The organism is Deferrivibrio essentukiensis (assembly GCF_020480685.1).
In the GTDB taxonomy this organism is placed as follows: Bacteria; Chrysiogenota; Deferribacteres; order Deferribacterales; family Deferrivibrionaceae; genus Deferrivibrio; species Deferrivibrio essentukiensis.
The window spans coordinates 83956-104600 of the sequence record NZ_JAJAFU010000004.1 but is presented as its reverse complement, the minus strand read 5'-3'; the positions used below and the strand labels follow the sequence as shown (position 1 = coordinate 104600).

Below are 20645 nucleotides of genomic sequence, written 5' to 3'. Positions count from 1 at the left end.
TTCAATGTCTAAATACAACTTAGTAATTGTTGAATCGCCTGCAAAGGCTCGCACCATAGAAAAATATCTTGGCAAAAACTATAAAGTCCTTGCCAGCGTCGGGCATGTAAAAGATTTGCCTGACAAAGAGTTAGGTGTAGATATAGAAAAAAACTTTACTCCTCAATATAAAGTTATAAAAGGGAAAAAGAAGGTCATCGATCAGTTGAAAAAAGAGGCAGAGAATGCCGAAAAAGTTTATCTTGCTCCCGACCCAGACAGAGAAGGGGAGGCCATTGCATGGCATATTAGTGAAGAGATAAAGAAAAAAGCTAAAGAGATATATCGTATACAATTTAACGAAATTACAAAAAAAGGTATAACAGAAGGCATAGCAAATCCAAGCCAAATAAACATAAACAGAGTAAATGCTCAGCAATCAAGGAGAATCCTTGACAGATTGGTGGGCTATATGGTTAGCCCCCTTCTATGGAAACCCCTCAAATACGGACTTTCTGCAGGAAGGGTTCAGTCCGTTGCTCTGAGACTTATATGTGAAAGGGAAGAAGAAATTGAAAAGTTTGTACCAAAAGAATATTGGATTGTTACAGGTTTTTTCAATTCTAATAAAACGGAAATAAAGGCAAGACTTGAGAAAAAAAACGGTAAATCTTTTGAAATAAAAAATAAAACTGAATGTGACAACGTTCTTACCGATTTAAACAAATCAGAGCCACAGATAGACAAAATTGATAAAAAGGTTGTAAAATCTGCTGCACCTCTTCCATTTATAACTTCTAAACTGCAGCAAGAGGCAATTAGGAAGCTTGGATTTTCAGCGAAAAAGACAATGATGGTTGCTCAGCAGCTTTATGAAGGTATCGATATCCCAAAAGAAGGGCCGGTAGGGCTTATTACTTATATGCGTACTGACTCTACAAGGGTATCACAAGAGTCGGTAGATGCAGCCCATAAATATATCGAACAAAACTTTGGCAAAGAATTTGTCGGAAAGCCTAAAAAAGCTTCCCAATCTAAAACAAAAATCCAGGATGCCCATGAAGCCATAAGGCCAACTGACCCTTTAAGAAATCCAGAAGAATTAAAGAAGTATCTAAATGCCGACCAATACAAGCTGTATAACCTTATCTGGCAAAGATTTATAGCCAGCCAGATGGCTGATGCCGAATTTTACTCAACAAGTATATTTATAAAAGTAGGTGATTATGAGTTTAAGGCATCAGGGAAAATTTTGAAATTTGCCGGTTACACAAAGGTATACACAGAGTCTGCTGAAGAAAACGGCAACGAAGAGGAAAACCTTTTCTACGATATCAACGAAGATGACAAACTTACCACAAATAAATACGAAACCAAACAACAATTTACCAGTCCGCCCCCCAGATATTCGGAAGCGTCTCTCGTTAAAACTCTTGAACAAAAGGGTATTGGCAGACCAAGTACTTATGCTTCTATCATATCCACTCTACTTGAACGAGATTATGTAATAAATGAGCAAAAAAAATTATACCCCACAGAGCTTGGTAGAATAGTAAATAACCTTTTGGTCAGCAACTTCAATGATATTTTTGAAGTCAACTTTACCGCTAAAATGGAAAATGAGCTTGACGAAATAGAGGAAGGGAAGCTTGATTGGAAAGATGCTCTAAAAGAGTTTTACAATAAGTTTGCTCCTGAGCTTGAAGATGCTACAAAGCATTTGAAAATGAACCTAATTTTAAAGGATATTAAGTGTCCTAAATGTGCATCTGAGCTTGTCATAAAATATGGAAAAAACGGACCATTTGTCGCCTGCCAGAAATATCCTGACTGCGACTTTACTTCAAATTACAAAAGGCTTGAAAACGGTAAAATTGAGCTTGTAGAGGCCGCACCGCATGAAGATTCAGGACTTAAATGTGAAAAATGTGGTAAGCCACTCGTGTTTAAAAAGAGTAGATTTGGAGAAATTTTGGCTTGCTCTGGATATCCCGAATGCAAAAATATCAAAAGCTTTATAAGAAAACCTGATGGTGGATTTATCCTTTTGAACAAAGACGATAAATTAGAGGACAAGTGTCCAGAATGCGGGAATAATCTTGTGGTGAAGTCTGGAAGAAACGGCATGTTTGCGGGTTGCTCAAATTACCCTGAATGTAAATTTACCTCAAGCATCTCGGTGGACAATGACGGTAAGTTGAAAGTTCAAATCATAAAAGTTGCTAAGTTTAACTGTGAAAAGTGTGGTTCAGAGATGGTTTTGAAAAAAAGCAGGCGTGGAATGTTTTTTGCGTGCAACAAATATCCCGACTGTAAAAATACAAAGTCTGCCATTAAAACTGATGACAATGAAATCATTCCAAAATCCTGATGTTGTTATAGTGGGAGGAGGTCTCGCCGGGAGCGAGGCTGCACTCTTTCTCGCGTCTAAATCATTAAGAGTAAGACTTTACGAAATGAGGCCTCTAAAAAATACAGAAGCACATGAAACAGACCTCTTAGGCGAATTGGTATGCTCTAATTCTTTAAAATCTGAATCCCTCGACACCGCTAACGGACTTTTGAAGGCGGAACTTTTAAAGCTTAACAGTCCACTTATAAATATTGCTCTTAACACCAGAGTTCCATCCGGGGGGGCATTATCCGTTGACAGAAATCTCTTTGCCAGGTCTGTTACTGAGGCAATCATGAATAATAAAAATATAGAGCTGATAAGGGAAGAACTCTGTGAAATTGATTTTAATCTACCTACAATTATTGCCACAGGGCCTTTGACCTCTTCAAAAATGGCAAATTTCTTGGCCAAATTATTTGGAAATGGGCTATTTTTTTATGACGCAATCTCACCTATTATAGATGCTGGGAGTATTAATTATGACAAATGTTTCTTTAAAAGCCGCTACGATAAAGGGGAGGCTGATTATCTTAATTGCCCTATGACCAAAGAAGAGTTTCAGATTTTTTATAATGAACTAATAAACGCTGATAAGGTTGAATTTAAAGACTTTGAAAAAGGAGCTGTTTTTGAAAGATGTATGCCTATTGAAGAGATGGCATCAAGGGGTGAGAAAACCTTGACCTTTGGACCTATGCGCCCTGTGGGATTAAGACATCCTGAAACAAATGAAGAATATTATGCTGTTGTCCAGCTAAGAAAAGAAAATAATGAAGGGACAGCCTACAATATAGTAGGATTTCAAACAAAAATGAAAATCGGTGAGCAAAAGAGGGTTTTTAGATTAATTCCAGGCCTTGAGAGTGCGGAATTTTTAAGATTTGGCTCAATACACAGAAATACTTATGTCAAAAGCCCCGGAAAACTTAACCGCAATTTTAAATTCAAAGAATCTAAATATTTGTATATAGCCGGCCAGTTGAGTGGAGTTGAAGGCTATGTAGAATCTATTGCCAGTGGACTTACTGCTGCCTTAGACCTATTTTTATATCTTACCCGTCAAAAAGAGTTAGACTTTCCAATAACTTCAGCGCTAAGAGCATTAGGTGAATATGTCAGCACTGAGCCAAAAGGGGGCTTTTCGCCAAGTAACTTTCATTTTGGAATGCTCCCACCACTTGACAAAAAGATAAAAGATAAAAAACTTAAAAAAACCTTAATGAGCAACAGAGCTCTTGAAGATTTAGACAATTATGTTAAATCTATAGGCTTATGAAAGCGGAAGAGGCTATATCAAAATTTACAGTCTTTTTGCAAGTTGAAAAAGGTTACAGTCAGCATACACTTAAATCATATCTGAACGATATTAATGATTTGATGCTTTTTCTTAAAGATAACAAAGAAATAACAGAAATTTCATATTTTACCCTTCGTGGGTTTATAAACAGTCTTTACGAAAAAGGGTTAAGCAAATCTACCATAGAAAGAAAGATTGCCTGCTTAAAGTCTTTTTTCAACTTTCTTGTAAAAAGGGGATTTATTCAAGATAACCCTTCAAGACTTTTAAGATTTCCTAAAAAAGAGCAAAAGCTATTTAAGGTATTCAATATAGATGATATATTAAATCTTCTTGAGACACCTGACAGAAGTACCCCAGACGGCTTGCGTGATGCGCTTATTCTTGAAATGCTCTATGGCACCGGAATGCGAGTTTCGGAGCTCGTACTTACAGATATCAACGATGTGGATTTTAATGGACTTAGAATTCGGGTTAAAGGGAAGGGGAAAAAGGAGAGAGTCCTCCCTTTAGATTATTTCCATATTGAAATGATTCAGGATTACTTGCAAAAGAGGATTTTGATGGCAAAAAAAGGGGTAAAAAACCCAGAAGCTTTATTTATTAATAAATTAGGCACCAGGCTTACTGACAGAAGCGTACGACGTATTGTTGAAAAATATCTTAAAATGGCAGGCCTTCCCTGTGACTATAGCCCTCATGATTTTAGGCACACATTTGCCACCCACCTTTTGGAAAATGGGGCTGACCTTCGAACTATTCAGCACCTTTTGGGGCATTCATCCCTTTCCACTACACAGAAATACACACATTTAAACCTATCTGAGATATTAAAAATATATGATGTAGCTCATCCCTATTCAAAAAGAGGATAAAATGGAATTTTTTATAATATTTAACGAATCTCTGCTACCTCTTTTTCTAATTATAGGGATAGCATTCTTCTATAACAAAAACTTTAATCCAAACATAAAACAGATAACAGATATGACATTGACAATTTTTGCCCCCATATTTGTTTTTGAATCTCTAATAAAACACAACATCACTTTTGACCAGCTTGCAAAGCCGTTTATTTTTATGAGTATGTTAACTGCATCCCTAATTTTGTTGGGATACATTATTGCAAAAATATTTAAATTCCCTGATAACACAAAGACCCCCTTTGCGCTATCAATCTCAATGATAAATGTAGGAAACTTTGGGCTACCATTAATATATTTTACTTTTGGCCCAGAAGCAGTAACATACTCGGTTATCTATTTCATAACCTTTAATATTTCGCTAAGTACCGTTGCTATTTACCTAAGTAGCGGAAAGTCCAGAATAGTAGACATATTAAAAGATGTATTTTCAATACCGCTGTTTCATGCTTTTATAATAGGAATGATTTTTTCTTATTTTGGAATAACTCTACCGGGAAGTATCAATAAAGGGCTTACCCTTTTATCACAAGCCGCGATCCCTCTGCTTATTTTTATACTTGGGTTACAGCTTGCTAATATTAAATTTCAAGCAAGCTATTTCTCAATAATACTTATTGCAGTATTCTGCAGACTTGCATTATCACCACTAATTAGCTTCTTTGCACTCAAAGCCATTACTATAACCGACCTTGAGGCAAAAGTAGCACTTATTCAGACTTCAGGACCATCGGCAATTTTGCCCTTGATGTATGCAATTAAGTTTAATCGTAGTCCGGATCTGATTGCTGCAATAATATTTTTTACTACAATCTTTTCAGGAATAACTCTAACACTTTTAATCAAGCTAATTGCCTAAAGGTAATCCTGCTATGAGAATTTATTGGTGCAATGATTGTTTTGAATTTGTAGATGTTGAAAAAATAAAAAAAATGACTCCCCCACCGGTGCACAATTAATTGCTGCAAAGTACGATCGGAATACCAAAAATGATAAAGACTAATCTTTCTTGTTAAGCAATTTGAGATTTATCTTTAATAACTTATACTCTTAATTTCTGACAAAATCATATCTGCGAGCTTTGGTAGTTTTTCTTCCAAGTTTTTAGATAAAGATGTGCCAGGCTCAAAACTTTCAGGTATTATCCCAAACAATTTAACAACTTTTGGCAATTTACCCCTTATGTCACTTAATAGCATGACCTCCTGCACACCTATCTGATGAGGAGACATTTTGGTCGGAATCCTGTTTAGCATAATATCTTCTTTGTCATATATGAATATGTCTCCCGGATTCCCTTTGACACTAATCACATCAACTATGTAAAGATAATCTGCTTCTTCAATGATATGCATTGCCATAATTCCAAGAGTCCCTGCATCAAAAATACTGACATTTTCAGGCAAACTATATTTATCCTCAAAATATTTTGCAAAATGGACTCCAAATCCTTCATCTGACAAAAGTATATTTCCAGCTCCGAAAACAACTATATTACTCAATTATCACCCCTTATATTAAAAAATGGGGGGAGAAAAACTCCCCGCTATAAAACTCTCACTCTAACAATCTCTTTCCCTTCCGGGTCTATTGTATGGACAGCACAAGCAATACAAGGGTCAAAAGAGTGAATAGTCCTTAATACTTCAAGTGGCTTTTCCGGGTCATGTACAGGATTATCCAAAAGTGATGCTTCGTATGGCCCAAGTAGCCCTTTTTCATCTCTCGGTGAAGCATTCCATGTTGATGGTACGACAGCTTGATAGTTTTTTATCTTTTTATCTTCTATAATTATCCAATGTGATAGTGTCCCGCGGGGAGCTTCATGAAAACCAACACCCCTAAATTCACCTTCAGGAATATTAGTATGATTTGCATATTCACTATCCCCTTTTGCCAAATTATCAATAAGCTTATCTACAAACTTTAATGACATTTTTGACATAATTTTGGCTCTAATACCCCTTGCTACGAGTCTTCCCATAGTTGATTGTAAGTCATTAATTTTAATCCCTATTCTTAAAAGACTATCGTTTATAATCTGCTTTGCCTCTTCATTGTCCGAAGCATAAATGGCAAAAAGCTGTGCAACAGGGCCCACTTCCATAGGCTTTTCATTAAAACGCGGGGCTTTTGACCAGGAATATTTTCCTTCAGCCTGAAAATCTGTATAGTTTGGCTCAGTCACGCCATCCCAAGGATGTAATTTATCTTCACCTACATACCATGAGTGTGCAATTGATTCGGTTATAGAGTTTATCAGATATTCATCCATATGGTCTTTTATAATTCTAAATGGTTTAATATTGCCATCATAAAAAACACCGCCTGGAAGCTCAAACTTCTCACTCTTTGAATCAAGAGGAAACTCGGGCACTGCCAAATAATTATCCACTCCATTCCCATATTTAAACCAGTCTCTGTAATGATTTGCCAAAATTGCCAAATCAGGGAAATAAACTTTTTCCACAAATTCCGCCGTTTCTTTCATCAAAGATTTCAGATACAGCAGTCTTTCCATATTTAGTGTCGCCAAGTTATCTACGTTAACCGCTGTTGCTACACCGCCAACGCAAAGATTTTGTATATGGGGATTTTTACCACCGAGAATGGCAACAGCTTGAGCTGCCTTTCGCTGATAGTCCAATGCCTTTAAATAGTGAGTAGCCAAAATGAGATTAAGCTCAGGAGAAAGTCTCATTGCTTTATGCCCCCAATATCCTGAGGCAAATATCCCAAGTCTTCCATTTTGTACAAAGGCATTCAATTTTGCCTTAACAGCTTCAAACTCTTGTTGACTGTTTCCAGGCCAATCCGAAAAACTTTGAGCCAAATATGCAGCCTTTTTGCAATCCGCTTGCAATGCGGACACAATATCTACCCAATCAAGTGCCGATAAATGATAAAAATGTACTATATGATCTTGAACAGAATGTTGAGCGATAAGTATATTTCTTATGTATTGAGCATTAAGAGGTACTTCCACCTTAAGAGCATTCTCAACCGATCTAATGGACGCAATTGCGTGTACCGTAGTACATACACCGCAAAATCTCTGAGCAAATGCCCAAGCATCTCTTGGGTCTTTCCCCTTTAGAATTACTTCTATCCCTCTCCACATCTGTGCCGAAGACCATGCATTAGTCACTTTGCCGTCATTTACCTCAACATCGATTCTTAAGTGCCCCTCTATCCTTGTAATTGGGTCTATAGTTATCTTTCTTGCCATTCAAGCCTCCCAGCCATTTTTTCACTTTTTTCAAGAACTTCTTCTGTAACAATTACCTCGGTATTGTGCCCTGAAGGTAATACCGGAAACATTTTTACAAAAATCAGATATAATAATACTTCAAAGGCTACTATCCCCAAAGTTATCATAAATTCTGAGAATGAAGGGAAATATCTCCATCCGTATCCTGGGTTAAAACCTATTATATAGACATTCATTCGGTATAACCCACCGCCAAATAGTATCAAACACGCTGTTATAAATAACCATCTTGGAGATTTTCTTATCTTTTCATTTAACAGCATTATCGAGCCTATAAATATCAATAGAAACTCTATCAAAAACATTACCGAATAAAAATCACCGCTAAAAGCGTCAGAAATCTCTTTCCTATAAATAAGGTCTCCTATCCTTATTGATACCCAAACAACAGTCAGCCAAGGGATAATGTTAGCTACCCCCGACAGCTCATTGACTTCATATTTCCTATTAAAACCAAATGAGGACAATATAGATTCAAATATTACCGCAGCAAATCCGAGGTAAATACAGTTAATCAAAAACAGTAATGGTAAAAATCCTGTATGCCATATAGGGTGTAATTTATGGGTTGCTATTGTCATCATTGAGCCTAATGAAGATTGGTGCATAGTAGGAAGAGTTATTCCTAACACTATGAAAAATATCAATATGTTGTTTAATTTCGGATAAATATATGCGGCTAATTTTGACAAGCGATTATCTCTGCTTTTCATCTTTTCTAAGATTGCAGGTAAAAACTCAATAAATAAAACTAAAGTATACGCCATTACACACATAGCCACTTCAAACATTACGGAATTAAACTGCCATCTTGAAGGGATAAACAAATTATACATATTCCAATATCTTCCTAAGTCTATTGTCACTGACAGGCCGGCCAATCCATAACCAAAAAGGCTGGTTAACAATGCTGACCTTATTAGACTATGGTATTTCCATTTGTTTGTTATATAAGTTAAAATTGCCATTGCATAACCACCGCAGGCTATTGCTGTACCTGTGGCTACATCGTATGCAATCCATATCCCCCAGGGATAACCGTCACTTAAATTTGATACTGCTCCTATACCTTTAACATAACGAATAACAATAAAAACAAATCCAACAATAACAATGGACAATAAAAACAAAAATGGTCTTGTTATAATCTTTCTATCTATAGTTACAAATTCATTTTCATGTGCCATTACTTATCCCCCCTTTCATTATCTTTTTCTCTCTTTTCTCTGTTTTTGACTGCAACAAAAAATAAAGTTGCATAAAGTGCTACGGGAGCGACAAAGCCTTTGTAGACAGTATGTTGAATGTTTTCTGTAAATGTAGCCGGAGACGCATTGTCCAATTTTGGGAAACCTAATTTTTCAAATTGTGCAGATGCAAGATACAAGACATTAGTGCCACCTGCCTCTTGCTCGCCGTAAATATGGTTAACATACTTATCAGGATTTTCCTTCAAACGTCTTTTCGCAATAGCAAGTAGCTCTTTTCTTTTCCCAAATATCACCGCCTTAGCAGGGCATACATCTGTGCAAGCAGGCTCACCTTTACTTTTTAAACTTGTATATTTGCACATATCGCACTTAACAATCTTTGGAAATGTTTTCTCCCATTCAAATTTTGGTATATTGAAAGGGCAAGCCACCTGGCAATAGCGACAACCAATACAAACTTCAGGGTTGTAATAAGTTACACCATTTTCATCTTGTTTCATTGCTTTTACTGGACAAGCTGAAACGCAAGAAGGTTTTGCGCAGTGCATACATTGCTGCTTTACATACGTCCAATTATCCTCATTTTCCTTATATAACTTTATTATTGTGCGGGTTTTACTATCCAAATCTTTAGGGGCATCCCACAAACCTTCAATGTCAAAATCCCCTTTAACCGGTGGCATTCCGTTGGTCTTTTTGCATGCAGATACACAAGCTTTACAACCTACACACAATGTTGAATCATAAAGCATTGAATATGAATCATCCTTGGTATAATTTTTATCGCTGGCCTCCACATTTACAACACTTGCGACTGTAGTGCCGGCAATAAGTCCTGCCGTTGTCTTTAAAAATTCTCTTCTAGTCCTCTTTTTCACTATCCTCCCCCTTAGGAAGCTTCTTTGATAATACTGCACCTGCACCAAGTGCAGCGCCTGCTACTACACCGACTGCTGCTGTAGTCAGGGGATCAGCACCTTTGCCACGCTCTTTTGTTTCTGTAGTCGGATATGTATCCGGTGGGGTTGGATCATGTATTTGGACCTTCTCAGCAATAGGCTTATTAAAAAGGATTGATGGCTCGGTACAGCCTATACAAGGATGACCTACTGAAACTGGCCACACCCCAACATCATTGAATCTCAATACTGAACAATTTGCAAATGTTGCAGGACCTTTGCATCCTAACTTATAAAGACAGTAACCTGCCTTGTGGTTTTCATCTCCATACTCTTCAGCGAATCTGCCTGCATCGAAATGAGGTCTTCTCTCACAATGCTCATGAATTTTTCTGCCGTATGCAAATTGTGGTCTATTCAGTTCATCAAGTTTTGGAAATTTCTTGAAGGTTAAATAATAAAATATAACAGATAAAAAATTATAAGGATTGGGCGGACAACCCGGAACATTAATAATCGGTTTATCTTTAACTAATTCTCCTACACCAACTGCACCGGTTGGATTAGGGTCTACAGCCTGTATTCCACCGTAGGATGCACAAGTGCCAATTGATATTATTGCCGCTGCATTTTTACTAATTTCAGCAAGTGATTCCATTGCTGTCTTACCACCAACTTTGCAATAAATTCCGGATTCTTTAGTAGGGATAGCCCCTTCTACAACCAAAATATAGTTACCTTTATTCTCGGATACCGAATGATGAAGTGACTCTTCAGCCTGATGTCCTGATCCTATCATAAGTGTCTCATGATAGTCCAAAGAGATTGTGTCTAATATCAATTCTGAAATTCCCGGATGATTTGAACGTAGCAAAGACTCCGAGCAACCGGTACATTCCTGATAGTGCAACCAAACAACGGTTGGTTTCTTCTCTTTCTCCACTGCTTCAGCCACTTTGGTATGAAAACCGTAAGGAAGTCCCATCAACGCGGTCGTTTGAAGACATATCTTCATGAAGTCTCGCCTATTGATTGCAATACTCTTCATATCACCTCCACAAAACCAATTAAAATTATAAGGAAAATTTATTAATAATATTTTCAAAAAAAGACAAGACTTAAATTATAGAAAAAAACTATATTTATTATTTGTTTATAAAATAACATAATGTTCTATAATATAGTTTGTTTTACTTTTTTCAGATTGTTTAATTTTTTGGACTTTAACACTTTATATATTCTGTAAATAATAAGTAAAACATATTGTTAACCTCCATTAATACGTTGTTTTATCTTTTATTTTACATATATATCCCGTAACCTCTTGATATAACATTTCAAATTTACTTTGAGTCAACTATATGGCATTATATTCACAAAGGACTATGTGGCTGTATTTCTTGAAAAAGGCTCACTTTATAGTTTTTTTCAATATTTGATATTTTGTAACAATCATGAATAAATTATAAAATAATAAAACTGCTTATTGTTTATATCGATGTGCTAATTCAAAATACATTGTTAAGGAAGCCTGCTTATTGACTTTAAGTGCAATTGCTGATACTGACAGGATTTAGGAAGTCCTACCTCCCGTTTGACTGTGGCTTGATAGCCACATCAGCCAATAGGGGCTTTAGTGACGAAGGACAGACTTCTTTTGAACTTTAGAGCTTAGGAAATTTGAAGTCTTTTGTCCCAACTAAATAACTAACATAGCATCATATTTTAGTAACATGAAAAATAAATACAATAATAATTCGCAGGAGGATTATATGCCACTATTAAAATTACTTGAAAAAAATGAGATTGACGTAACACTATCTGAAGTATACGAATCTACCGAAAAAATGATTGGCGCTGTGCCACCCAATATGAAACTCATAGCAAATAGTCCAAAAATGTTGCTAAACCTCGTTTCCAGAAATCAAGACATTATGACTCACCCTAACATTTCACAGCTTTTTTTCCCTGTTTTGAGGCTTTTCATATCTAACAAATTGGGATTCAACTTCTGCGTTATATTTAACTCCCAAATGATGCAAAAATTTGGATTAGAGGGCAATGCTATCGAGGCTTTCAAGGATAATCTTGATAATGCTCCTCTTAAACAAAACGAAAAAGAGCTTGTCAAAGCTGCTGCTAAAGCTACCCTTAATCCTGACGATTTTAGTGAGGATGACATTAAGCAATTAAGAGCATTAGGGTGGACTGACTCTGATATTTTAGATGCAATTGATCATGCTACCACTATGCTTAAGATGGGCACCGTCTTAAAGGCTTTAAAACTGTAATTTATAATATTTTCTTTTAATATGGGTACCTCCCGGGTAAATCAGGGGTACCCATTATTTTTATATTTGAATATCTTTTTTCCGCCCATCCTTGTACTTTCATGGTAAATTATCTTTTCTATCTTCAGCACAAAAATACTAAATTTTTATGCAATAATGGGGGAGTGATATCATAACAGTAACATATAAGTTGAAGTTTTTAAAATGTACTGATTTATAGTGTAGTCAGATTATGGGCAATAAAAAAAATGCCCAGGGGCGGAATCGAACCACCGACACGAGGATTTTCAGTCCTCTGCTCTGCCGACTGAGCTACCTGGGCACACTCTTAAAAAGCGTTTGATGTTTCTAATGGAAAATTGATTTCTTGTCAAGTTTTTTTTCCAAAATCTCTTTAGTTTTAGATAATTGTCTATTTTATGTACTTGTCTATAACACTTATCAATTCATTTACAATATCTTCACTATTATCCGACTTTATTGCCTTTGCCACACATGAATTGATGTGTTTTTTAAGTATAATCATAGCAACCTTATCGAGTGCTCTTCTCGTAGCAGTAATTTGATTTATTATATCAATACAGTATTTTTCATCTGCTACCATATTTGATATACCTCTTATCTGCCCCTCTATCTTTGCTAATCTTGTTTGCACATCTTTCTTGATTTTGTCATCAAACATATACTCTCCCAATTTTTGCAGATACTAACTTTCAAATTTTACCTAAACCTTAGAGATTTTCAATATATTTTACTCGTCAATGCTGTTAACAATACATTATTGCTTTTATTTTCTTTTTCTGGCAAAAATAACAAACATTTATTTTCCGGTGGAGATTATGAAATTAAATTTTTTAAATACAATCAGGGGCAAGCTTGTTTTTTTTATTTCTTTTCTTGTTCTTTTTCAGCTTTTGGTATCTTTTGCTACATTTTATATATTTCTTACTCAATTTGTCGAGCTAAATTCAGGTCAAAAAGCTTTAAATCTTGCTGTAAGCTTATCTAAAGTGGGTGATGTTATTTCTTCTGTAAAAAATTCAAATAGTGACATACAAAATGTTATTGAGAATATCAGAGTTAAAACAGATGCTGCATTTATAGTTATAGCAAATAAAGATGGTATAAGACTTACCCACCCCAATACAGAAATGATAGGTCAAAAATTTGTAGGTGGCGATTATTACAGGGCTGTGGAAAAAGGTGAAAGTTATGTTTCATCTTCAGTCGGGACATTAGGCCCTTCTATACGTGCCTTTGCACCAATCTATGACGATAAAAATATAATCGGCTTTGTATCTGTCGGTTACTTAAAGGAAACTATCTTCAATATTATTATTAATTATCTTTTGATAGGTCTTTTTTTTGTATGTATGATGTTTTTTGCGGGGCTTGTTGCTGTTGTCTTGATTTCTAATCATATTAAAAAAATTACATTAGATCTTGAGCCTAGGGATATCGCCAATTTATACCTTGAAAGAGAAATTGTTTTTGATTCCCTGAGGGAAGGTATAATTGCTGTAGATAATAATTTGAATATCTCTTTTTTAAATCAGGCTGCCAAAAAGGTATTAAATGATTTATCTTTCTCTGCTCAAGAATTTGTTGATAATGTTGCTAAAAAATATTTTATCGAAGATAAATTGATAGGTGATTTTATAAAAGATACTGAATATTCTGTCTCAGACGGTATATTTCTTTTTAATATTAGTAAACTTGAATATAATGGAATAAATACCGGTTTTGTTATATCTTTTAGAAAAAAAGATGAGCTTGATACTTTAAAGAAAGAGTTACTTGATTTGAAAAAACTTTCTGAAATTTTGAGAATACAAAGTCATGAGTATTCCAATAAACTTCACATTATAGGCGGTCTTATTCAATTAAATGAGTATGAAGAGGCTGCCAACCTGATTATAAAAGAATCTAAACTTTTTCATTCTTTTCTTGGTTTTATTGAAGCTAAGATTAAAGACAAGTATATAGCTGCACTCTTAATCAGTAAGCAGAGTAAGGCAGGCGAAAATAACTGTAATTTGATACTAAATGAGGAAAGCATAGGGTTACAATCCTCTATAGATAATAGTGATGTGCTGGTTACAGCCCTTGGTAACATTGTCGATAATGCCATTGAAGCTGCCTGCATGAATAATAAATTTAATGGTATAGTTGAAATTACAATTAATCAAACTGAGAGGTATATTGAATTTATTGTTGAAGATAATGGACCGGGAATACCTGATGGGGTAGCTATTTTTGAAAAAGGATTTTCAACAAAAGGGAAAAACAGAGGGTACGGCGTAGCCATTGCAAAATCCATTTTAGACAGATTTAATGCTGATATTGATATTTCTACGTCCATTAAGTATAATGGGGCTAAGGTATCTATAAATATTCCATCAGGGAAAAAGTAATATGATTAAGATATTAATAATAGAAGACAATATTGATATCGCCAAATTGCATGAACGCTTTACTATGAAGGTGGATGGATATGAGGTAGTTGGAATCGCGAATGATATCGAAACTGCCAGAGAGATGCTTGATATTTTAAAACCTGACCTTATACTTTTAGATATATATTTTCCTGAAAAGTCCGGTATCGATTTGCTTTGGGAAATTAGGAAAAAACATCTCAATACTGATGTAATCATTATTACTGCTGCAAAAGATGCTGATACTCTAAGAGAAGGAAAACTTGGCGGTGCTTTTGATTATATCATAAAGCCTGTCATACTTGACAGATTTATTGCCACTCTTGAAAATTATAAAAAATACCATAGTGAGCTTGAAAAAAATGATTACTTCGATCAAGAGTCTATTGACAGAATATTCAAACCGGATGTTGCCCTTTCTTCAACTACTAACCACGATACACCGAAAGGGATTGACAAGCTGACTCTCACTAAAATTATAGACATTTTAAATGGACAAGATGAAGAGATTACTGCATCGGAGCTAAAAGATATGATTGGGGTAAGTCGAAATACTGCAAGGCGTTACCTTGAATACTTGCGTGAAATTGGAATAATCGATGTTAATATTGACTATGGTACAATAGGGCGCCCTGAAAAAAAATATATTCTCGTGTGCAAAAAGTTCAAAAATACCTAAATAATCTTTAAGTTATTTAATTCCATATTATTTACATTTATCAATAACTTAATATCATGACTACCATAAAATGTTAGGAGGTAGTTATGATACTATTTATGCAATTTTTATTTTTACTGCTGATGCTATATATCGGTAGTAGGTTTGGCGGAATTGGCTTAAGCGTTATTTCAGGTATAGGTCTTTTGATTGAGGTATTTATATTTCAGATGCCACCTTCTTCTCCACCAATTACAGTTATGCTTATCATAATGGCTGTTGTCACATGCGCATCTATTCTTGAAGCTGCCGGAGGTCTTAAATATATGCTTCAGATTGCTGAAAGAATAATCAGATCTAACCCTAAATATGTTGTTTTCTTAGGTCCAATTACAACATATTTACTTACTTTTCTTCTTGGAACAGGCCACGCTGTTTACTCTATAATGCCGATAATAGGTGATGTTGCTCTCAAAAATAAAATCAGACCTGAAAGACCAATGGCAGCCGCATCTATCGCATCTCAACTTGGCATTACTGCTAGCCCCCTTTCTGCTGCTGTAGTTTATTACCTTTCCGAGCTTTCAAAAGTAAGCTCAAATATTACTTTGTTTAGTATTCTTTTCGTTACTATCCCTGCCACTTTTATTGGTGTTCTTGCTATTTCTTTATACAGTTTAAAAAGGGGTAAAGAATTGGATGAAGATCCCGAATTTCAAAAAAGGCTTAATGACCCTATTTGGAGAGAGAGAATACTCAATACTACACAAACCACTCTAGGCGAAAAGCTTCCTAAGGCTGCTTCTCAATCAGTTTTAATTTTCTTACTTGCAATTGTAGCAATTGTAATTGTTGCTCTATTTCCACAGATTAGAACTATCGGTCAAGGCGCAAAACCTTTGAGTATGTCTGTTATAATTCAAATGATGATGCTTGCTTTTGGCGGTATTATATTGCTTGTTACAAAGACTAAGGTCAACAAAGTGCCGGAGGGGGTTGTATTCAAATCAGGCATGGTGGCTGCTCTTGCTATTTACGGTATTGCATGGATGAGTGATACATATTTTAAATTTGCTATGCCTCATTTTAAAGATACTATCACTGCTACTGTTCAGGCTTATCCTTGGACTTTTGCTCTTGCAATGTTTGTCGTATCTGTCGTAATTAACTCACAGGCTGCTACTTGTAAGATGATGCTACCTGTAGGACTCGGATTAGGTCTCAATCCTGCCCTTCTCATAGGAATTATGCCTTCATGCTATGGTTACTTCTTTATACCTAACTATCCTTCTGATATTGCTACTGTTACATTTGACATTTCAGGTACAACCAAAATTGGTAAATTTTACTTTAACCACAGCTTTATGATGCCGGGTTTAGTTGGAGTTATAACTGCTTGTCTTGTTGGTTACTTTATTTCCGTAATATTATAGTAAGTGGGGGCTTTCTGCCCCCTTTTTTAATAGTCACATTCTGTTGTGTATCTTTTGTCTACTATTACACAAATTGGTTTTCTGTAAACTTTATTACTATTAACCTCTACTATGGAAGTTAAGTAATTATCTTGTCTCATTAAAAACTGCACTATGTCATACCCTATATATTGTGTAATATCCGGCTCACTACCATAATATTTGGCATAACCGCTTTTAAACATTACAGCGGACTCATTATTAATTGCATCGGTTACTGTATATATTTTAATTCCTTTGAAATAGGGATAGTAGTCGTCATCTAATATGCTTGAATCAATCATATCTGTAATTAAGACTATTTTAACATTATCTGGGTTAGCAGATATATATCTTACATACGGTATCATTTTTTTAATGATCTCATACCCACCTACTGCCACAAAAGTTATATTATCAGGATAAGTTAATTCTTTATTATTAATAATAGGTTGTAAAGTAACATTATCAATTTCAGGTATTGTCACAATACTATCATATTCGTACTTCAGATTACCTGACTCAAAGTTTATAAGTTTGTTTTCAATCCCAAACAAATCAAGGTTACTTTTCATATAATTGCCTGCGTCAATATATCTGTCGTTTATAACTATAAACACGTACTTTGATTGAATAGTCCAGTCGTCGATAGATGCTTCATCCAACATATCTTTATAGTCTATCCCAAAATTAATTGTCAGATTATCTTTTATTAGTAATGTGTTATCAGTAATACTATAGCTATTGTCTACATCGGATTGAGTTATATTTATTTTATATCTATTTTTTTCAATTGCATATAAAAGACCGTTAATTATCTCTGGAGATTTTAAATTAATAGATATCTCTTCATTTAAAATTACATTCTCACTTCCTGTCTGAGCCAAATCTTTTATCTCAGCATCATTTGTCATATTATCATTTTCTGTTTTACTATCAATCTGTACACTTTTATTACAGTCTAAAAATCGTGCACTTTTTTTCCCACAGAAATAATCTAAAAAATATCTATAATCGCTTGTCTCTCTATAACTGTCGGCCTTGTTTAGATACATTTCAGATTTATTTTTATCTTTTTTTGAATAAATACTTCCCAGCCAGTAATTTTTTAGTATATTTATACCTACATCTTTACTTTCTATATTGTAATATTTTTCCAAATATTCTTTTGCATTTTCATATTCTTTTATCTTGAAATAATAACCACCTATGAGTACGCCGTATTTTTCTTTGTTATCTTGGGTATTTATCAAATCTTTAAGAATTTTTAAATCTCTTTGGTTTGGTTTTTTAACTGCATAAAATTTTGTAGAAACATCTACCTGGTTGTAGTTATATATCTGTTTTTGGGCGCACCCTACAAAAGCTGAAATTATTAAAATAGAGATAACTCCTCTGAATAGGTTCTTGAATCCTGAGATTCCCATAACTTAGTCCCCTTTTGGAAATAATATTTTTAGCCTGTTTTATTTCAGTTTCTATATCTTCCCCTTTGTAAAACAGATAGGCTGTTGTTTCATGTGAAACGTTATTTGTCCACTTTATAATATCTACGACTTTTCCAACCCCTCTTGAAAATATTATATCGGCCTTTAAATTTTTGACATTTTCAACCCTATCGTTTATTACTTTTGCATTAGTAATTTCTAATTCATCAATAAAATGCGAGACATGCTCACACTTTTTCTTTATACTATCAATCAGGTAAAACATTTTGTCAGGGTACATCAATGCAAGTATAACACCTGGAAAGCCACCGCCTGTACCAACATCTATCCCTATCTCAAAATCTACATTTAAGAACTTGGCAAAGTATATGCTGTCAAGAATATGCTTTAAAAAGAAGTCTTCTTTTTCTTTAATCCTAGTCAGATTAATGGGGACATTTATATGAAGGTTGTAAAGTTCTTGAAATTTCTTAAGCTGATTCTCGGTAAAATCATAGTATTTACTTATCATTTACCTCTCACTCGCTCAATATAAATGTGAAGCAGTGAAATAGCTGCCGGTGTCATCCCTTGTATTCTCGAAGCTTGACCTAAAGTCTTAGGCTTAATTGCATTAAGCTTTTCAATATATTCTCTTCTTAGCCCCGGAATTTTTTCAAATAATATATCATCTGGAATCTTAACATTTTCCAACGATGACAGTTTTTTTGCTTCTGAATACTGTTTTTTTATGTAGCCTTCATATTTAACACTTATTTCTGCTTGCTCTACCACTCGTTTATGAAAATTATTTAAATTAATATATCTCGACAATTTATATATATCTATTTCAGGGCGCCTTAGCAGGTCAAAACAGCTTGTGCCTTCATTAAGTGCAACACCCATGGAACTTAAATACACTTGATTCTCACTATTAAGCTTTACCTTTGTAGAAGTAAGAAGATTAATCAGCTTATTCAAATCATTCTTTTCATTCAAATACCGTCTATATCTCTCTTCGCTAATAAGGCCAAATTTTCTGCCATACTCAATTAGCCTATGCTCTGCGTTATCCTCTCTTAGTAGCAGACGATATTCACCTCTTGAATGAAAAACACGATACGGCTCATCTACTCCCTTAGTTACTAAGTCATCTATCATAACACCTATATAACTTTCATCCCTTCTCAAAATAAAAGGCTCTTTATTGTCTAAAGACAGTACAGCATTTACTGCAGCGACAAAACCTTGAACTGCAGCCTCTTCATACCCGGTAGTACCATTTATTTGTCCTGCAAAATAAAGTCCTTTTATCTTTTTTGTTTCAAGAGTCGGATACAAGTTTGTCGGTTGGACAAAATCATATTCTATTGCATAGGCAGGCCTTACAAATTCAACATTCTCTAGCCCTTCAAGGGAGCGATACATCTTATATTGAACATCAATAGGTAAAGAAGATGAGAAACCATTTGAGTAATATTCCTTACAGTCAAGCCCTTCGGGCTCAAGAAATATTTGATGCCTGTTCTTATCCGGAAACTTTTTTACCTTATCTTCGATTGAAGGACAATATCTCGGCCCAATCCCTTTTATCACACCTGCATACAGTGGGGAGCGGTGCAAATTTTCTCGAATTATTTCATGTGTTTTTTCATTAGTATAAGCTATATGGCAAGGAAGTTGAGGGAGCTTAACTCTTTCATTCTCAAAAGAGAAAGGTCTCGGCTCGTCATCACCATATTGAATTTCTAATTTTGAAAAATCAATTGTATCAGCGTGTAGTCTTGCCGGTGTGCCTGTCTTGAGCCTCTCAAGATCAAATCCCAACTTTTTTAAATTTTCTGCCAAATCAACTGACGGAAATTCATTCATTCTTCCTGCCTTATAACTTTTTTCTCCTATATGTATTAATCCATTCAAAAATGTACCGGAGCACAATATTACCCTTTTACTTAAAAAGATTGAGCCAAAATCTACCTCAACCCCTTTTATTTCATTATTCTCAACAATTATATCAGTCACAACACCTTGTTTAACATCAAGGGAAAACTGACTCATTAAGACTGAAAGCATTCTATCTCTGTATAGCTTCTTATCCGCTTGTGCTCTCGAACTTCTAACAGCAGGTCCCTTTTTACTATTTAGTATTCTAAACTGAATCCCAGTTTCATCTATATTTTTGCCCATCTCTCCACCAAGAGCATCCAAGTCCTTTACCAAATTCCCTTTTGCAAGCCCTCCGATTGCAGGATTACAGCTCATCTGCCCAACTGTTTCAATATAAATTGTCAACAATAACGTTTTGGCTCCCATTCTGGCAGAAGCTAATGCGGCTTCACACCCGGCATGTCCAGCCCCTATGACAATTACATCGTATTTTTTATTATATTCATACATATCTAACCTCG

General features: G+C 35.0%; 17 protein-coding genes and 1 tRNA gene. 8 read left to right on the top strand and 10 right to left on the bottom strand.

The window, feature by feature from the left end; genetic code table 11:
• Positions 1-4: 4 nt before the first annotated feature.
• Genes topA through LF845_RS03495 form a run of 4 tightly spaced genes read left to right on the top strand, consistent with a single transcriptional unit; the run spans position 5 to position 5453 of the window.
• Positions 5-2350, top strand: coding sequence for a type I DNA topoisomerase (gene topA, locus LF845_RS03510; protein WP_242819615.1), 2346 nt, complete (start codon positions 5-7; stop codon positions 2348-2350).
• Positions 2322-3650 carry a methylenetetrahydrofolate--tRNA-(uracil(54)-C(5))-methyltransferase (FADH(2)-oxidizing) TrmFO gene (gene trmFO, locus LF845_RS03505; RefSeq protein WP_423220567.1) on the top strand — a complete coding sequence of 443 codons (1329 nt, stop codon included), beginning with the start codon at positions 2322-2324 and terminating at the stop codon, positions 3648-3650. Before topA ends, trmFO begins: the two co-directional genes overlap by 29 nt.
• Positions 3647-4546 (top strand): site-specific tyrosine recombinase/integron integrase, encoded by a 900-nt coding sequence (xerA, locus tag LF845_RS03500; RefSeq protein ID WP_242819613.1) that lies wholly within the window; start codon positions 3647-3649, stop codon positions 4544-4546. Before trmFO ends, xerA begins: the two co-directional genes overlap by 4 nt.
• 1 nt (position 4547) lies before the next feature.
• Positions 4548-5453 carry an AEC family transporter gene (locus tag LF845_RS03495; protein WP_242819612.1) on the top strand — a complete coding sequence of 302 codons (906 nt, stop codon included), beginning with the start codon at positions 4548-4550 and terminating at the stop codon, positions 5451-5453.
• A 175-nt stretch (positions 5454-5628) separates the two neighbouring features.
• On the opposite strand, the gene LF845_RS03490 is transcribed toward LF845_RS03495, so the two are convergent.
• From LF845_RS03490 to LF845_RS03470, 5 genes are read right to left on the bottom strand one after another with little or no spacing between them, the layout of a single operon-like run.
• Positions 5629-6096 (bottom strand): HyaD/HybD family hydrogenase maturation endopeptidase, encoded by a 468-nt coding sequence (locus LF845_RS03490; RefSeq protein ID WP_242819611.1) that lies wholly within the window; start codon positions 6094-6096, stop codon positions 5629-5631.
• Positions 6097-6140: 44 nt separating this feature from the next.
• Entirely contained in the window at positions 6141-7823 is a 1683-nt protein-coding gene (locus LF845_RS03485) for a nickel-dependent hydrogenase large subunit (RefSeq protein WP_242819610.1), read from the bottom strand.
• On the bottom strand, positions 7808-9052 hold the full coding sequence (hybB, locus tag LF845_RS03480; protein WP_242819609.1) for a Ni/Fe-hydrogenase cytochrome b subunit: 1245 nt from the start codon (positions 9050-9052) through the stop codon (positions 7808-7810). Before hybB ends, LF845_RS03485 begins: the two co-directional genes overlap by 16 nt.
• Entirely contained in the window at positions 9052-9954 is a 903-nt protein-coding gene (gene hybA, locus LF845_RS03475) for a hydrogenase 2 operon protein HybA (protein WP_242819608.1), read from the bottom strand. Before hybA ends, hybB begins: the two co-directional genes overlap by 1 nt.
• Entirely contained in the window at positions 9938-11023 is a 1086-nt protein-coding gene (locus LF845_RS03470) for a hydrogenase small subunit (RefSeq protein ID WP_242819607.1), read from the bottom strand. Before LF845_RS03470 ends, hybA begins: the two co-directional genes overlap by 17 nt.
• A gap of 724 nt (positions 11024-11747) precedes the next feature.
• On the opposite strand from LF845_RS03470, the gene LF845_RS03465 reads away from it, so the two are divergent.
• Positions 11748-12266 (top strand): carboxymuconolactone decarboxylase family protein, encoded by a 519-nt coding sequence (locus tag LF845_RS03465; protein ID WP_242819606.1) that lies wholly within the window; start codon positions 11748-11750, stop codon positions 12264-12266.
• A gap of 249 nt (positions 12267-12515) precedes the next feature.
• Here the strand turns inward: LF845_RS03465 and LF845_RS03460 are convergent.
• Positions 12516-12588: transfer RNA gene (locus tag LF845_RS03460), tRNA-Phe, on the bottom strand.
• 90 nt (positions 12589-12678) lie between these two features.
• On the bottom strand, positions 12679-12948 hold the full coding sequence (locus tag LF845_RS03455) for a metal-sensitive transcriptional regulator (protein ID WP_242819605.1): 270 nt from the start codon (positions 12946-12948) through the stop codon (positions 12679-12681).
• A 157-nt stretch (positions 12949-13105) separates the two neighbouring features.
• Between LF845_RS03455 and LF845_RS03450 the strand changes: the two genes are divergently transcribed.
• The 3 genes from LF845_RS03450 to LF845_RS03440 all read left to right on the top strand — a co-directional run bounded on the left by LF845_RS03450 (position 13106) and on the right by LF845_RS03440 (position 16792).
• A complete protein-coding gene (locus LF845_RS03450; RefSeq protein ID WP_242819604.1) occupies positions 13106-14680 on the top strand; it encodes an ATP-binding protein in 1575 nt (524 codons plus the stop codon).
• A gap of 1 nt (position 14681) precedes the next feature.
• Positions 14682-15380, top strand: coding sequence for a SelB domain-containing protein (locus LF845_RS03445; protein WP_242819603.1), 699 nt, complete (start codon positions 14682-14684; stop codon positions 15378-15380).
• Between the two features lie 89 nt (positions 15381-15469).
• On the top strand, positions 15470-16792 hold the full coding sequence (locus LF845_RS03440) for an anaerobic C4-dicarboxylate transporter (protein ID WP_423220570.1): 1323 nt from the start codon (positions 15470-15472) through the stop codon (positions 16790-16792).
• Between the two features lie 26 nt (positions 16793-16818).
• On the opposite strand, the gene LF845_RS03435 is transcribed toward LF845_RS03440, so the two are convergent.
• The 3 genes from LF845_RS03435 to mnmG are packed head-to-tail and all read right to left on the bottom strand — an operon-like array spanning position 16819 to position 20634.
• Positions 16819-18237, bottom strand: coding sequence for a tetratricopeptide repeat protein (locus LF845_RS03435; RefSeq protein WP_242819601.1), 1419 nt, complete (start codon positions 18235-18237; stop codon positions 16819-16821).
• Positions 18143-18769 carry a 16S rRNA (guanine(527)-N(7))-methyltransferase RsmG gene (gene rsmG, locus LF845_RS03430; RefSeq protein WP_242819600.1) on the bottom strand — a complete coding sequence of 209 codons (627 nt, stop codon included), beginning with the start codon at positions 18767-18769 and terminating at the stop codon, positions 18143-18145. Before rsmG ends, LF845_RS03435 begins: the two co-directional genes overlap by 95 nt.
• A complete protein-coding gene (gene mnmG / locus LF845_RS03425) occupies positions 18766-20634 on the bottom strand; it encodes a tRNA uridine-5-carboxymethylaminomethyl(34) synthesis enzyme MnmG (RefSeq protein ID WP_242819599.1) in 1869 nt (622 codons plus the stop codon). Before mnmG ends, rsmG begins: the two co-directional genes overlap by 4 nt.
• Positions 20635-20645 lie beyond the last annotated feature (11 nt).

What these genes read in the sequence shown, in the direction of transcription:
- topA (WP_242819615.1), top strand. Translation starts at nt 5, where the DNA reads ATGTCTAAATACAACTTAGTAATTGTTGAATCGCCTGCAAAGGCTCGC.
- trmFO (WP_423220567.1), top strand. Translation starts at nt 2,322, where the DNA reads ATGACAATGAAATCATTCCAAAATCCTGATGTTGTTATAGTGGGAGGA.
- xerA (WP_242819613.1), top strand. Translation starts at nt 3,647, where the DNA reads ATGAAAGCGGAAGAGGCTATATCAAAATTTACAGTCTTTTTGCAAGTT.
- LF845_RS03495 (WP_242819612.1), top strand. Translation starts at nt 4,548, where the DNA reads ATGGAATTTTTTATAATATTTAACGAATCTCTGCTACCTCTTTTTCTA.
- LF845_RS03485 (WP_242819610.1), bottom strand. Translation starts at nt 7,823, where the DNA reads ATGGCAAGAAAGATAACTATAGACCCAATTACAAGGATAGAGGGGCAC.
- hybB (WP_242819609.1), bottom strand. Translation starts at nt 9,052, where the DNA reads ATGGCACATGAAAATGAATTTGTAACTATAGATAGAAAGATTATAACA.
- LF845_RS03470 (WP_242819607.1), bottom strand. Translation starts at nt 11,023, where the DNA reads ATGAAGAGTATTGCAATCAATAGGCGAGACTTCATGAAGATATGTCTT.
- LF845_RS03465 (WP_242819606.1), top strand. Translation starts at nt 11,748, where the DNA reads ATGCCACTATTAAAATTACTTGAAAAAAATGAGATTGACGTAACACTA.
- LF845_RS03455 (WP_242819605.1), bottom strand. Translation starts at nt 12,948, where the DNA reads ATGTTTGATGACAAAATCAAGAAAGATGTGCAAACAAGATTAGCAAAG.
- LF845_RS03450 (WP_242819604.1), top strand. Translation starts at nt 13,106, where the DNA reads ATGAAATTAAATTTTTTAAATACAATCAGGGGCAAGCTTGTTTTTTTT.
- LF845_RS03445 (WP_242819603.1), top strand. Translation starts at nt 14,682, where the DNA reads ATGATTAAGATATTAATAATAGAAGACAATATTGATATCGCCAAATTG.
- LF845_RS03435 (WP_242819601.1), bottom strand. Translation starts at nt 18,237, where the DNA reads ATGGGAATCTCAGGATTCAAGAACCTATTCAGAGGAGTTATCTCTATT.
- rsmG (WP_242819600.1), bottom strand. Translation starts at nt 18,769, where the DNA reads ATGATAAGTAAATACTATGATTTTACCGAGAATCAGCTTAAGAAATTT.
- mnmG (WP_242819599.1), bottom strand. Translation starts at nt 20,634, where the DNA reads ATGTATGAATATAATAAAAAATACGATGTAATTGTCATAGGGGCTGGA.